Source organism: Actinotalea soli (assembly GCF_017565425.1).
Lineage (GTDB): Bacteria > Actinomycetota > Actinomycetes > Actinomycetales > Cellulomonadaceae > Actinotalea > Actinotalea soli.
Map to the genome: position 1 here is coordinate 95,880 of NZ_JAGEMK010000002.1, position 11,923 is coordinate 107,802.

The 11,923-nt window shown below is 73.7% G+C and carries 12 protein-coding genes; 6 read left to right on the top strand and 6 right to left on the bottom strand.

Features of this window, described 5'->3' with window-relative positions:
- Positions 1 to 3: 3 nt before the first annotated feature.
- The 4 genes from J4G33_RS04700 (at position 4) to J4G33_RS04715 (ending at position 2,840) form a co-directional block, all read left to right on the top strand.
- Complete coding sequence (locus J4G33_RS04700) at positions 4 to 231, top strand: hypothetical protein (protein ID WP_208054787.1); 228 nt, start codon at positions 4 to 6, stop codon at positions 229 to 231.
- Positions 232 to 358: 127 nt separating this feature from the next.
- Positions 359 to 562 carry a PLDc N-terminal domain-containing protein gene (locus J4G33_RS04705; protein WP_208054788.1) on the top strand — a complete coding sequence of 68 codons (204 nt, stop codon included), beginning with the start codon at positions 359 to 361 and terminating at the stop codon, positions 560 to 562.
- A 5-nt stretch (positions 563 to 567) separates the two neighbouring features.
- A complete protein-coding gene (locus J4G33_RS04710; RefSeq protein ID WP_208054789.1) occupies positions 568 to 1,266 on the top strand; it encodes an ABC transporter ATP-binding protein in 699 nt (232 codons plus the stop codon).
- A gap of 11 nt (positions 1,267 to 1,277) precedes the next feature.
- The gene (locus tag J4G33_RS04715; RefSeq protein ID WP_208054790.1) at positions 1,278 to 2,840 is read left to right on the top strand and encodes a DUF6297 family protein; all 1,563 of its coding nucleotides are present in this window, start codon (positions 1,278 to 1,280) and stop codon (positions 2,838 to 2,840) included.
- Between the two features lie 54 nt (positions 2,841 to 2,894).
- Here the strand turns inward: J4G33_RS04715 and J4G33_RS04720 are convergent, their stop codons facing one another.
- Positions 2,895 to 3,449 (bottom strand): hypothetical protein, encoded by a 555-nt coding sequence (locus tag J4G33_RS04720; RefSeq protein WP_208054791.1) that lies wholly within the window; start codon positions 3,447 to 3,449, stop codon positions 2,895 to 2,897.
- 27 nt (positions 3,450 to 3,476) lie between these two features.
- Positions 3,477 to 4,373, bottom strand: a complete 897-nt coding sequence (locus J4G33_RS04725; RefSeq protein ID WP_208054792.1) for a LysR family transcriptional regulator — start codon at positions 4,371 to 4,373, stop codon at positions 3,477 to 3,479.
- Between the two features lie 72 nt (positions 4,374 to 4,445).
- On the opposite strand from J4G33_RS04725, the gene J4G33_RS04730 reads away from it, so the two are divergent.
- On the top strand, positions 4,446 to 5,456 hold the full coding sequence (locus J4G33_RS04730; protein ID WP_208054793.1) for an EamA family transporter: 1,011 nt from the start codon (positions 4,446 to 4,448) through the stop codon (positions 5,454 to 5,456).
- A gap of 518 nt (positions 5,457 to 5,974) precedes the next feature.
- On the opposite strand, the gene J4G33_RS04735 is transcribed toward J4G33_RS04730, so the two are convergent.
- The 4 genes from J4G33_RS04735 to J4G33_RS04750 form a co-directional block, all read right to left on the bottom strand.
- On the bottom strand, positions 5,975 to 7,273 hold the full coding sequence (locus J4G33_RS04735) for a glycoside hydrolase family 5 protein (protein WP_208054794.1): 1,299 nt from the start codon (positions 7,271 to 7,273) through the stop codon (positions 5,975 to 5,977).
- Positions 7,274 to 7,369: 96 nt separating this feature from the next.
- Complete coding sequence (gene secD, locus J4G33_RS04740; protein ID WP_208054795.1) at positions 7,370 to 9,760, bottom strand: protein translocase subunit SecD; 2,391 nt, start codon at positions 9,758 to 9,760, stop codon at positions 7,370 to 7,372.
- A gap of 153 nt (positions 9,761 to 9,913) precedes the next feature.
- Positions 9,914 to 10,279: a hypothetical protein gene (locus J4G33_RS04745; RefSeq protein WP_208054796.1), complete on the bottom strand. Its 366-nt coding sequence runs from the start codon at positions 10,277 to 10,279 to the stop codon at positions 9,914 to 9,916.
- 54 nt (positions 10,280 to 10,333) lie between these two features.
- Positions 10,334 to 10,834 carry a MarR family winged helix-turn-helix transcriptional regulator gene (locus J4G33_RS04750; protein WP_307793751.1) on the bottom strand — a complete coding sequence of 167 codons (501 nt, stop codon included), beginning with the start codon at positions 10,832 to 10,834 and terminating at the stop codon, positions 10,334 to 10,336.
- A 102-nt stretch (positions 10,835 to 10,936) separates the two neighbouring features.
- Here J4G33_RS04750 and J4G33_RS04755 point away from each other — a divergent pair, with 102 nt between their 5' ends.
- The gene (locus tag J4G33_RS04755; protein ID WP_208054797.1) at positions 10,937 to 11,839 is read left to right on the top strand and encodes an alcohol dehydrogenase catalytic domain-containing protein; all 903 of its coding nucleotides are present in this window, start codon (positions 10,937 to 10,939) and stop codon (positions 11,837 to 11,839) included.
- Positions 11,840 to 11,923: the final 84 nt, after the last annotated feature.

Sequence of the window (11,923 nt, forward strand, 5' to 3'; positions counted from 1 at the left end):
GGCGTGGGATCGCTCGGCTTCAGCTACCGCGACCGCCAGGACGGCACCGTGGTGGTGCTCCGCGACGGTGCGGCAGTGACCGTGCTGCGGGGCGGACGAGCCGCCCAGTTCCTCGACGAGGTCGCGGGCGACGAGGACCACGCCCAGCAGGTCATGGCGCGGTGGACGGGCAACTACCGGCGGGGGAACGAGCGGACGGCGCGGAACCACCCGCGGAACTCGGGACGGTAGAGGGGCAGAGCACCGCGGCGAGGCGGCTTCTCGCCCGTCACCGCCCGCCCGGTACGGTTCCCTCGGGGCGTCGCGCTCCACCCGCCAGGCCCTCGGGGCCGGCGGGCACCGCAACCTCGGGAGCCTCGTGGACATCGTCATCCTGTTCGTCCTGCTGGGCCTGGCTGCCTTCGTCCTGTTCGTCGCAGCCCTCGTCGGCGTGGCCCGCGCCCGTCACCTCGAGCCGGTTGCCAAGGCCATCTGGGTGGTCATCATCGTCGTCGCGCCGCTGCTCGGGCCGATCGCCTGGTTCATCGTGGGGGCCCACCCGCCCCGCCTGCACGAGTCCTGACGCCGGTGGCCGCGCAGCCCAAGACCCCCGACCTCGTCCACGCCAAGGGCCTCGCCGTCGGGTACGGGGCGGACACCGTCTGCCCTCCCGTGGACCTGCGCCTGCGCGCGGGCCAGGTGCTGGCGGTCATCGGACCCAACGGCGCCGGCAAGTCGACGGTGCTGCGCGCGGTGCTGGGCCTGCTCGAGCCCCTCGGCGGCACCCTCGAGGTGCTGGGCCGAGAGGTCGACGAGCGCTCGGTCGACTTCCGCGCCCGCGTGGCCGGGGTGCTCGACGACGACGCGTGGTTCCCCGGCCTGACCGCTCGCGAGCACCTGCTGCTCACGGCCGCAGGCCACGGGGTGCGGAACACCTCGACGGTCGTCGACGCGATCCTCGAGACCTTCGGACTGACCGACCACCAGCACGGGGTGCCCTCGGCGATGTCCTCCGGGCAGCGTCGGCGCCTGCTGCTCGCCGCGGCCTTCGTGCGGCCCCGTGACCTGCTGGTCCTCGACGAGCCCGAGGCCCGCCTGGACACGAGCATGCGCCACGCCCTCGCCGAGCTCATCCGTGAGGAGGCCGCCGGCGGCACCGCCGTGCTCCTCGCCACCCACGACCCCGTGCTGCTCACCGCCCTCGGGGCCGAGGCCGTGCACGTGGGAGCGACCCGCTGCACGCGTCTGAGCACCGCGAAGGCCGTCGCCACCATGTCTCGGGACTGATCGTGCCACCCGTGCAGATCGAGCTGCGGCCCGAGGGCGCCCCCGAGGGCCGGGAGATCCGCCGCGTCACGGGCGAGATCCAGGGCGCACGCGAGGGCCGCGGAGCCGGCCGGGTGGCCCTCGAGGTCTGGAACGCGGTGATGATCATCGTGCTCAGCGGCGCCTTCGTCGCGGGGGTCGCGACCGTCCTGCAGGACGCCGTCCCGGCCGAGGACGCGGCCGAGGGTGGGCTGCTCCTCGGCCCGGTGCCCGCCGGTCTGCTCCTGGCCGTCGCTGCCGGAGCCCTGCTCAGCCTCGCCGGGCGGCTCGGCCCTGTCGGCGTCCCCGGCGGAGGGTCGGCGTGGTGGCTGCCGATGCCCGTCGGGCGGCGCGGCCTGCTGCGCCCGACGGTGCTGGCCTGGCCCGCGGTCGGGGCGGCGACCGGCCTGGTGCTCGGCGCGATCGTGGTGATCCTGCTCGAGGTGCCCGACGGCGTGTCCGTGCCCCTGGGATGGGCGGCGCTGGGGGCGGGGATCTTCTCGCTCGTGGTGGCCCTCGCGCTGCTCGCCCAGCACCAGGGGCGCGGGACCGGTGGGCTGCGGGTCGCCCGGCTCGGCGAGGGCATCATGCTCCTGGCCGTCGGGGTGGTGGCCCTGCTCGCGCTGACCGGAGCCGGGTCGGCGGTCGCCGACCTCGCGTGGCCCGGGCTCGGCCTGGTGTGGCTCGCGGTGCCCTGCGTGCTGGGAGCCGTCGGGATGACCGTGGTGGCCGAGCGACGCAGCGCCGAGCTCGACGGTGCTGCCCTGCGCGCCCAGGGCTCGGTGATGTACCGGGCCCAGGCCGCCCTGCTGTCCCTCGACCTGCGCGAGCTCAGCCGCACCCTGACCACGACCTCGCTGGCCAGCTCCTCGGCCCGCACCCGACGCCGCGGCTCGCTGCGCCTGAACCCGGGCGGGCCCCGCCGCGCCGTCGTGCTCGCGGACCTGGTGCTCCTGGCGCGCACCCCGCGCTCGATCGGGCAGCTCGCGGTCGCCGTGGTGCTCGGGGCAGGGGCCGCCGGGATCGCGCTGCTCAGCTCGGGGGTTCCGCTCTACCTGACCTGGGTGGCCACCGGCTTCTGGGCGGCCGGGACCGCAGCGGCTGGTGCCCGGCACGCGGACCTGGTGCCCGCCGTCGACCGGCTGCTCCCGCTCTCGACCCGCAGCGTGCGCGTGGTTCGCGGGGTGGTGCCCCTGGTCGCGGCGACCTTGTGGTCGGTGGTGACCCTGGGCAGCCAGGCCCTGCGCACCGGCGACCCCACCTGGCTGCTGCTGGCCCTCGCGTGGGCCCCGGCCCTGGCCGCGGCGGCGATGCGCAGCGCCTACCGTCCGCCGGCGAAGTGGTCACGGGCCGTCGTCGCGACGCCCATGGGCAGCGTCCCGCCGACCGGCGGCTTCTTCCAGGGGCTCGACGTCGCGACGGTCGCCACCCTCCCGACGGCGGTGGCGCTGCTGCTCGGCGGGCTGGCGCCGGTGGTGGTCGGGATCCAGGGGGCGATGACGGTGATCGTGGTGGCGGTGCTGATCGGCGTCGCGGGGCGCAAACCCCAGAGCTGAGACCCGGATCGAAGGGCCCTCGGGAAGTCCGTGGTGAAGGACGAGAGGGCGCCGTCAGTCGGTCGAGAAGGCGGCGTCGACCTGCTCGACGTACGGCTCGACCTCCAGGGCCACACCCGCGGGGAGCGCGTCCTCGGCGAGGCGTGCCGCGAGCTCCTGGAGGGCAGGGTCCTCCGACAGCTCCGGACCCTGGATCGAGATGGCGTCGTGCTCGCGGTTGGGCGCGAGGCTGGTGACGATCACCCCCTGCTCAGTGAGGGCGAGACGCAGACGCTCGGAGGCCTCCGCCATCTCCGCACTGCTGCGGTCGAGCTGCCGGTGGGTGATCACGCTCCCCTGACGCTCCGCCTCGGCGGCGATCTCCTCGGCCTCGCTCGACAGGGGTTCACTCCACAAGAACTCGAGGGACTCGCCGTCCTCCGCGAAGCCCCCGCCCTCGAAGCCGGGCTGCTCGCTGAGGAGGCTGAACCATGGCTCGAGGCCCTCGGACTGCGCGGCTCGCTCGGCCTCGCTGGGCGCGGAGCCCGGCGTCGAGCAGGCCGTGACACCGAGCGCGAGGACGGCGCAGGACGATGCACCCACCACGCGAGCCCATCGGGACATGGTCATCGCTCCTCCGTCCGGCGGGCCAAGGACTCAGTGAACCAGGCCCTCGCCGATCTCGGCCAGGCGGTCGACGACGGTGCGCACGGCCAGGCGCGCGTACCGGTCGGGGCGGGCGAGGGCCACGATGCTGCGATCGGCGCGCACGCCGTCGAGCGGTCGGAGCACGACACCGGGCCGCGGGCGGGTGGTGAACCGCGGCAGGAGGGCGAGGCCAACCCCCTCGGCGACGAGTGCCTCGATCAGCCGGTTGTCGCGCAGGCGGAGGCGTCGCTCGAGCCGCTCCCCGGTGAGGTTCTCGACGGCGATGAGGATGGTGTCGAAGGGGTAGCCCTCGGGCACCCCGATCCAGGAGGTCCCGGCGAGGTCCTCGACCCGCAGCCGCGGGCGGGCCGCCAGCGGGTGGTCGGCGGGGAGGGCGACGTCGATCGGCTCGCGCGCGACCACCCGGCTCACCAGCCCGTCGGCGCCCTGGGGCGTGTCCCCGGCGAGGCTGTGGGCGATGACGACGTCCACGTCGAGGGTGCGCGCGGCGTAGTCGGTCTCGGCGAGGTCGAAGTCGTCCAGCTCCAGGCGGATCTCCGTGCCTCGCAACCATCCGAGCAGGCTGGGCAGCAGCGCCTCCCCCGCGCTGGGCAACGAGCCGATCGACACCACCCCGCGAGGGGCGCCGAGGCTCGCGTCGAGCCGGGCCTGCACCTCGGCGAGGGCCCGGCCCACGTCCTCGGCCCCGTCGGCCAGCACCTGACCGGCCGCGGTCAGTCGCACCCCGCGGGAGAACGGCTCGACGAGGCGGACGCCCAGCTCGCGCTCCGCCGTCCGGAGCTGCTGCGAGAGGGCCGACGGCGTGCGGTGGGTCGCGGCGGCCACGGCAGCGAGGGTGCCTCGCACGGACAGCTCGCGGAGCAGGTCGAGATGACGGAACTCCATGTAGGGAGCCTAAACCTCTAGGCCATGAAGTATCGCTGGTGCTTCACTGTCGGTGCTGTCCAGACTGGCAGGGTGCCCCTCCGCCACACCGCCCTCGCCTGTCTGGTCGCCGTCCTGTGGGGGATCAACTTCCTCGCGATCCACGCGTCCCTCGAGCAGTTCCCGCCGGTCTTCCTCGTCGCGCTGCGCTTCGCGATCCTCGCCGTCCCGGCCCTGCTGCTCGTGCCCCGGCCCCAGGTGCCGACGCGGTGGCTCATCGGCTACGGGCTCGGCTTCGGCACCCTCCAGTTCTTCGGCCTGTACCTCGGGATGGCGGCCGGGTTCCCCACCGGCCTGGCCTCGCTCGTGCTGCAGGCCTCGGCCCCGTTCACGGTGGTCCTGGGCGTCCTGTTCCTCCGCGAGCCCATGACCCGACGTCGTGCCGTCAGCGTGGGGGTCGCCGTGCTCGGCCTCGCGCTGGTGGGCTTGTCGCGGGGCAGCGCCGAGAGCTGGTGGCCTTTCTGGCTGGTGGTCCTCGGGGCCTTCGGGTGGGCCATCGGCAACCTCTCCAGCCGCCTGGCCGCACCGCCCAAGCCGCTGCACCTGATCATGTGGATGACCGTCGTCCCTCCGCTGCCGATGCTCGCGCTGTCCCTCGTCATCGAGGGCCCGGAGCAGATCCGCGCGGCGTGGAGCACTGCCGCCACCGCGGCCGCCGTCCCGGCATGGCTCGGACTGGGCTACACGGTGGTCCTCGGGACCGTCGTCGGCTCGGGCATCTGGGTGTGGCTGATGAAGCGGCACCCCGCCGGGGTCGTCGCGCCCTTCTCGATGCTGGTCCCCGTGGTGGGGATCACCGCGGCCTGGCTGGTGCTGGGCGAGACCCCGAGCGCGCTCGAGGTGGCCGGCGGGGTGCTCGTGGTGGTCGGGGTGCTGTGGGGGAACGGGACCCGCGGGCGGTGGCCTCAGACCGTCGGGCGCAGGCGCCGGCCGACGAGCACCGCGACGACCCCCGACGACACGAGCAGCATGCCGATCGCCAGGAAGATGCCCGTCGCGCCGAAGACCGACATCCACATCGCCACGTCGCGTCCGGCACCGTAGACGAAGGTCGACAGGGTGATCGGAGCGATCAGCCACGCCAGCCCGGGCAGGATGCCGTAGAGGACCCCTGCGATCACCGGGCCGATCCACGACCACGCGGCCGTGCACGCCACGGCAGCCAGGAGCAGCACGCCGAGGACGAGCCCCAGGGCGGTACCGATCCCGGCCCCCTGCATCCGCATGATGGTCTCCGTGTGACGGGTCATGCCCGAGCCACCGATGAGGGCTATCGCGATCGGCGTCAGGAAGAGCGCGAGCACCGTCCCCACGACGTGCACGAGGACGCGAGAGCCGCCCGGCCGCCCCGGGGCGCCGGGACGGGGACCGCCGGCCTGCGCCGGGCCCCCGTCCTGGCTGTACGGCGCGCTCGGCACGCTGGCGGTCTGCTGACGGAACGGTTCAGGCGTCTCGGTCATGATCGGGAGACTAGCGATCCTTCCCCGACCCCGGCACTGGAAGTTTCCGGTCCCCGGGCACGGGTGCCGCCGGCCCCGTGGCGCTGCGGCGTGCCGTCGTGGTCAGTCCAGCAGCGGGGCGATCGCGTCGAGCTTCTCCTGCTGCGGGGTGACCCAGTCGTCCTGCACGAGGCCGCCCGTGTCGCTCGAGTTCGGGTTGAAGGACCAGTACGCGAAGCTGAAGCCGCCGTCCTGCAGGTACGACACGAGCCGCGCCAGCCAGGTGCGGTCGGACTCGGACTCGTAGAAGGTCCCGAACTCGCCGACGAGGACGGGGGCGATGTCCTCGGTGACGAGGTATCCCCAGTTCGCCTCCCAGAGGGGCTCGAGGTTGTCGGGATAGTCGGCCGCGGAGAACCACGGCTGGGCGTAGACGCTCTCGGGGTACTCGTGCGTCGAGTAGACGACGCGGCCCGGGACCGCGAGATCGACGGGCCGGTCGCGCACGTCGGCCAGGCCCCCGCCCCACCAGGTGGCGGTCCCGTCCTCCATGGTCTCGACGCCCTCGACCACGACGAGCCAGTCGGGGTGCACCTCACCGATCGCGTCGCCCGCCCGGGTCGCCGCGGCGGCCCAGTCCCGCGTCTCGTCCCCGCAGCCCCAGCAGGCCGGGCCGTGCGGCTCGTTGTGCAGGTCCGCGCCGATGACCGTGGGGTCGTCCCGGTACCGCTCGGCGAGCATGACCCAGTCCTCGATCCAGACCTGCTCGGGGTAGGCGTCGGTGTACCAGAGCTCGGACTGCTGGTCCGAGCCCGGCCGGTGCCGGTCGAGCAGGATCGTCATCCCGCGGGCCTCCGCACCGGCGACGACCGCGTCCATGATCTCCAACGTGCTCTTCCCCGCGAGCGCGGGGTTCTGGTTCTCGTCGATGCTGGTCGGCGCCGCTCCCCCGACGCACTCGTTGGAGAACGGCAGCCGGATCGTCGTGAACCCGACGTCGCGGATCTGGTCGAGCACGTCGTCCAGGGATCTGGTCCACAGCCCGTGGGGCGAGCAGGTCTCCGTCTCGAGCCCGAACCAGTTCACGGCCTTGAGGACCACCGTCGAACCGTCGCTGTCCACGATCCGCGCGCCGTCGGTCCCGAGGAACCCCTCGGCGGGGAGCTGCGCGGCGGGGGCCGTGGAGGTGGGTGCGGGCTCCGAGGTGGCGGGCGTGGGGTCGGGCGGGGACGTCGCTCCGGCCGTCGCCGGGCTGCGAGCAGGAGCCGGGGCGTCCTCACCGCCCAGCACGGTCGCACCGACGGCCCCCAGGACGATCCCGAGGAGGAGGGCAGCGACCACGGCGACCGCGAACGTCGCGCGGCGCACCCCGCGGTCAGGCGCCTGGGCGGGTGGGGTCGGCTCCGTGCCGTCGTGGGTCATGGGCCCAGGCAACCACGCCTCTCGGTCCCCCGCCGGTGCAGGTCACCCCAGGAACCTCCCGACGGCTCGACGCAGCCCGAGCCCGGCGTCGTGGCGCTAGACGACGGCACCGTCGGTGCGTTCCGCCTCGCCGGTCGTCGGTGGCTTGGGCTGCTTGACCGGGGTGGGCCAGCGCTGCTCGAGGGCGATGGTGAGCGGGACCGCGACCGAGACGGTCGAGACCGTGCCGACCACGATGCCCAGCACGAGCGCGAGGGCGAAGTCCGACAGGGAGTCCCCGCCAAGCACCAGCAGCGCCACCAGGACGAACAGCGTGCTCAACCCCGTGTTGACGGTGCGCGGCAGGGTCTGCAGCACGGCGCTGCCGGCCATCCGGGAGAAGGACTCCCCCTCCTTGGCCCGGACCATCTCCCGCACCCGGTCGAAGACCACCACCGAGTCGTTGACCGAGTAGCCGATCACCGTCAGCAGGGCCGCGAGGAACACCCCGTCGAGAGGCTTGCCCGTCCACGCGAACACCCCGAGGACCACCAGCACGTTGGTCCCCAGGGCAGCGACCGCCCCGCTGCTGAAGGTCCAGCGGAACCGGATCGCCAGGTAGGCGAGCTGGGCGAGGAGCGCGATGCCCAGGGCGATCAACGCGTTGCGGCGCAGCTCGTCGCCCAGGCTGGGACCGATCAGCTCGTCGCTGACCACCTCCGCCCCGCCCGCGACCTCGGCGATGGCGTCGCGGATGCGCTCCTGCTCGGCGTCGTCGATCGGGGAGGTCCGCACGGCGATGTCGTCGTCCCCCGCGCGCTGCACCACGGCGGTGGGGAAGCCCGCGTCACCGACGGCCTCGCGCGCGATCTCGGCGTCGACGGTCGTCGAGGTCGAGTACTGGATGCTGCGGCCACCGGTGAACTCGACACCGAGGTTCACCCCGCGGACCAGCAGGCCGGTCCCGGCCACCACCACGATGAGCAGCGAGACGCCGAGCCAGCGACCGGGCCGGTCCAGGAAGCCCGACTCGCGCTCGGTTAGCCGGGTGCGCAGCCGGCCGAGGGTGTTCATGCCGGTGATGCCCGGACGCCGCTCGGCGAGGCGGGTCCGCGCGACGGTCTCGGCGAGCAGACGGGTGATGACCAGGGCCGAGAAGAACGACACCAGCACACCGATGGTCAGGGTCACGCCGAACCCGCGCACCGGCCCCGAGGCCAGCGCGAACAGCAGGCCCGCGGAGATGAGGGTCGTGATGTTGGAGTCGGCGATCGCGGGGAAGGCCTTGCGGAAGCCCTCGCGGACCGCCGTCGGGAGGGTGCGGCCGCGCACGGCGCGTTCCTCGCGGGCGCGTTCGTAGACCAGGACGTTCGCGTCGACCGCCATGCCCACCGCGAGCACGAAGCCCGCGAGCCCCGGCAGGGTGATCGTGGCGCCCACGGTCAGCAGCGCGGCGTAGGCGATGAGGGCGTAGCAGAGGAGGGCGACGACGGCGAGGAGCCCCATGAGGCGGTACACGGCCACGATGAAGATCGCCGTGAGGAGCACGCCCAGGGCGATGGCCTTGACGCTCGCGTCGATGGCGGCGGCACCCAGGCTCGGGCCGACCGTCCGCTGCTCGATGACCTCGACCGGCACCGGCAGCGAGCCGCCCTGGATGAGGGCCGAGAGGTCGAGGGCCTCGTCCTGGCTGAAGTTGCCCGTGATCTGCGTGGACCCGCCGATGATGCCCACGCCGCAGGGCACCGACTGGTTGACGGACGGGGAGGTGATGACCTCACCGTCGAGCACGATCGCGACGCGGCGCTGGGGGTCGAGCTCGGTGAAGCAGGCCGCCTCCCCGGTGAGCTGCTCCCAGGCCGTGCGTCCCTCGCCTTCGAAGTCGATGGTCACGAACCAGCCGAGCCCGGTCTGCGGGTCGGTCTGCGCCCTCGCCCCGGAGACCGCCTCGCCGGTGAGGGCCGCGGGGCCGAGGCGCAGCGGGGTGCCGGCGTCGTCCCGGAGCACGATCTCGGCGGTGGGGTCGATCTCGAGGTCACCGGGCTCGACACCCTCGTCGGTCTCCGTGCCCCCGTCGATCTCCGTGCCGTCGGGCTCGATGCCCAGCACCGGGTGGAAGGTCAGCTGGGCGGTGCGCCCGATGATCTCGACGGCCTCGCGCGGCTCGGTCAGTCCCGGCAGCTCGACGACGATGCGCCGCTCCCCCGAGCGCGCGAGGGTCGGCTCGGCCACGCCGAGGGCGTCGACCCGGCGCCGCAGCACCTCGAGGGCCCGGTCGGTGGACTCGGCGTCCGCGACGGTGGTGGCCGAGTCCTGCGTCTCGAGGACCACCTGGGTGCCACCGCGCAGGTCCAGGCCGAGGGTCGGCGAGGAGGTCAGCACCGCGAAGGTCGCCCCGGCGAGCACCACCAGGGTGACGATCGCGCGGATCAGCAACGCTCGGGAGGACCCTCCGGCGCGCGGGCCGGCGGTGCGGGGGGCGATCGGTGGCGTGGTGCGGGCGCTCATGCGGGCTCCGGGAGGACGCGGGACGGGGAGGTCACGGGCTGCAGGCCCACCCTCCCACCCGGGTCAGGGCGGGTCGCAGGCCTGCGGCCGGGGCACGACGACGGGTCGCGTCACCTGGTGGTGGTCCACCCGGGTGGGAGCGCCGCGGTCGTGTCAGAGCACCGGCGGCGCCCGGGGGCCGGCCGTTGTGGTCTCGCTCGCAGGGCGGCCCGCTGCGTGCTGCGCGTCGTGGGCGACCGGGAGCTCCCCGTGGCTCACGACGACGGGCGGCGGGAGCACCGCGGGGGGCGCGGCGTGCTGGTTCGTCGGGTGCTCGTCCTGCGGTGCCGAGACGAGGGTGGTGCCCGACGCCGGGCCGGGTCGCCCCTCGTGCGAGGTGAGGGTCACGGCCGCCGGGGAGGCCGCGGGCTCGACCGCCTGCGCGACGTCCAGCTGGACCGAGAGGCCACCGACGCCGAGCACCGTCGCGCTGAGCACGGCGAGCAGGGTCGCCACGAGTCCGCGTGGGCCACGCGTCATCACGCGACACCTCCTCGGGGCGACGGGGAGGCCAGGCTACCCGGGCCCGCGGGTTCAGCCGCCGGTCGGCGCTGACCGGGGCGGCAGCAGATCGATGCACTCGCCGCGGAGCGGGGTGAGGATGGCCTCGGCAAGGTCCTCGAGCTGATCGATCTGCTGCCCGCCGAGGAGGTCGAACACGCGCGTGCGGACCTCCGTGACATAGCCGGGCTCCACATCGGCCAGGAGACGCTCCCCGTTCTCGGTCAGTCTGGCCAGCGTCTTCCGAGCGTCCGTGGGGTCGGTGCTTCGCCTCAGGAGGCCGCGGCGCTCCAGGCGACCGACGATGCGCGAGAGGTGAGACGGCGTCACGCTCGCAGTCGCGGCCAGACGGCTCATGTGGATCTCACGGTCTTCCCCCGTCGAGAGGCAACGCAGCACTCCGTACTCGGCGTGGCTGAGGTCGGCCGCTCCCTCGAGCCACGCATCCAGCTCGGCTGGGAGCCACATCATGACGCCGACCAGGAGTGACCACGTGCGGTCCTCCTGCGGGGAGAGATGGTCGTTGGCGGGCACTCCCCCATCGTAGAGGTGCTTGCCGCGGAAAGGAATCCGGGCTACCTTTCGTTTCCGCAGCAAGTATCTGCTGCGACCCTTCCACGAAAGAGCTCATCGATCATGCGCGCTGCCCGCTACCACTCCTACGGATCCCCCGACGTCCTCGTCGTCGAGGACGCACCCGAGCCCCACGCTGGCGAGGGCTCGGTCCGTGTCGCGGTCCTCGCCACGAGCGTCAACCCGATCGACGTCCTGCTGCGTGCCGGACAGCTCGCTCAGGTCCTGCCGCTGGACCTGCCAGCAGTTCCCGGCCGGGACGCGGTCGGCGTCGTGGACGAGGTCGGACCGGGCGTGACGGGCACGCGGGTCGGCGACCTCGTCTTCGGTCTCGGCGGGGTGAGCGACACCACTGCCGAGCTCGCGGTCCTCACCGCATGGAGCACCGTCCCCGAGCAGTGGTCGACGGAGCAGGCGGCAGCGGCAGGGCTCGCGTCCGCTACTGCGGCCGCCGCCCTCGAGGCCCTCGGCGACCTCGAGGGGATGACGGTGCTCATCGAGGGGGCCTCAGGCGCCGTGGGTAGCGCCGCCGCCGCGTTCGCCGTGGCCGCTGGCGCGACCGTGGTCGGCACGGCGCGTGAGCGCAGCTTCGCCTTCCTGGAGTCGCTCGGTGCTCTGCCGACGACATACGGTCCCGGGTTGGCCGGACGTGTGGCCGCCCTCGTCCCTGGTGGCGTGGACGCCGCACTGCACACGGCGCCGTCTGACTCCCTCGCGGACGTGGTCGCGATCGTCGGCGACGCCTCCCGTGTCGTCACGGTCGTCGACACCCTAGGCGCCGCCAGACTGGGAGCGACGAGTGTCAATGCCCGCAACGACTCGGCTCTCCTGCGGCATGCGGCCGCGCTCGGGCGGGACGGTGCGTACGCACCCCGAGTCGATCACGTGCTCCCGCTGGCCGACGTCGTCCGGGCGCACTCCCTCGCCGAGAGCGGAAGCGGCAAGGTGGTCATCACGCAAGGGTGAACGCCCAGCCCTCAGGCCACCGCCCGCCACTCCTCTGCCACCGCGCCCAGGCTGGTACGGCGAGCAGGGTCGCCACGAGTCCGC

Excerpts from the sequence above, each read along its gene's own strand:
- J4G33_RS04720 (WP_208054791.1), bottom strand. The coding sequence starts at position 3,449 with ATGACCATGTCCCGATGGGCTCGCGTGGTGGGTGCATCGTCCTGCGCC.
- J4G33_RS04725 (WP_208054792.1), bottom strand. The coding sequence starts at position 4,373 with ATGGAGTTCCGTCATCTCGACCTGCTCCGCGAGCTGTCCGTGCGAGGC.
- J4G33_RS04735 (WP_208054794.1), bottom strand. The coding sequence starts at position 7,273 with ATGACCCACGACGGCACGGAGCCGACCCCACCCGCCCAGGCGCCTGAC.
- secD (WP_208054795.1), bottom strand. The coding sequence starts at position 9,760 with ATGAGCGCCCGCACCACGCCACCGATCGCCCCCCGCACCGCCGGCCCG.
- J4G33_RS04745 (WP_208054796.1), bottom strand. The coding sequence starts at position 10,279 with ATGACGCGTGGCCCACGCGGACTCGTGGCGACCCTGCTCGCCGTGCTC.
- J4G33_RS04755 (WP_208054797.1), top strand. The coding sequence starts at position 10,937 with ATGCGCGCTGCCCGCTACCACTCCTACGGATCCCCCGACGTCCTCGTC.